This is a genomic window from uncultured Campylobacter sp., from assembly GCF_937949835.1.
In the GTDB taxonomy this organism is placed as follows: domain Bacteria; phylum Campylobacterota; class Campylobacteria; order Campylobacterales; family Campylobacteraceae; genus Campylobacter_B.
This window is the reverse complement of the sequence record NZ_CALEDC010000483.1, coordinates 1-1,075: the sequence shown is the minus strand read 5'-3', so window position 1 is coordinate 1,075 and position 1,075 is coordinate 1. Positions and strand designations below refer to the sequence as shown.

Sequence of the window (1,075 nt, the reverse complement as noted above, 5' to 3'; positions counted from 1 at the left end):
TCGAGCATAATATTAGGAAAAACAAAGAAATTTTATTCACCCCGGTGCTGCGTTCGTACGACTTTACGCAGTCGGATATTTACAGCGTCTTTGCCTCGCGCACCAGCCTCTTTGCGATACGAAATTCTCTGAAAAGTCCTCTAAATTTAGCGCTTAAACGCGGGCTTGATTTGGCACTAATTTTCTTAGCGCTTCCTCTGCTAGTGCCGATTTTCGGCGTAATCGTGCTGATAATGAAGCTAAAAGAGCCTACAGGGCGGATATTTTTTTCGCATCAAAGGATGGGGTTGGGCGGTAAGCCGTTTGGATGCCTGAAATTCCGCTCGATGAGAGAGGACGGCGATGAAATTTTAGCTCAGTACCTAAAGCAAAATCCGCAAGAGGTGGAGTATTTTGAAAAATATCACAAATACGAGCACGATCCGCGCATCACGAAGCTGGGCGATTTTTTGCGCAAAAGCTCGCTCGATGAGCTTCCGCAGCTGATCAACGTCCTAAAGGGCGAAATGAGCATCGTAGGCCCTCGCCCGTGCGCGCAATATGAGCGCAAAGATATGGGCGAATACGCTGATCTCATACTCGCCGTCAAGCCCGGTATCACGGGGCTTTGGCAGGTGAGCGGGCGCAGCGATGTGGATTTTGCGACCAGGGCGGGCATGGATACGTGGTATATGAAAAACTGGTCGATCTGGAACGATATCGTGATAATCATAAAAACCTTTAAGGTGGTCCTTGTTCGCGAGGGCGCAATTTAAATTTTAAATTTGGAGAAGAAATATGCAACAGAATTATTGTGAAGATGATGAGATTGATTTGCTAGATTTGGCAAAAAAGATATGGAAATATAAAAAGCAAATTTGTATAGTAACTTGCGGATTTATTGCGGTTGGGCTTTTGTACATTCTATTTGCTACTCCGTGGTATAAAGCAACGGCGATGGTAGAAACCGCCTATTATAATAATGAAACTGGTATGCCACAGTATATAACCGAAAGATCCGTTCGGATGCATGAGCTTAGAGTAAAATATATTGATGGACTAAAGGATATTAAGGATAAGAACGTAACGGTTGATA

2 protein-coding genes are annotated in these 1,075 nt (G+C 44.2%); both read left to right on the top strand.

Annotation, left to right across the window (positions count from 1 at the left end):
- The coding region (locus tag Q0256_RS10745) for a sugar transferase (RefSeq protein WP_297962907.1) at positions 1-755 on the top strand (755 nt) is incomplete at its 5' end.
- A 22-nt stretch (positions 756-777) separates the two neighbouring features.
- Positions 778-1,075: Wzz/FepE/Etk N-terminal domain-containing protein (locus Q0256_RS10740; RefSeq protein WP_297962904.1), on the top strand; the 298-nt coding region annotated here is incomplete at its 3' end.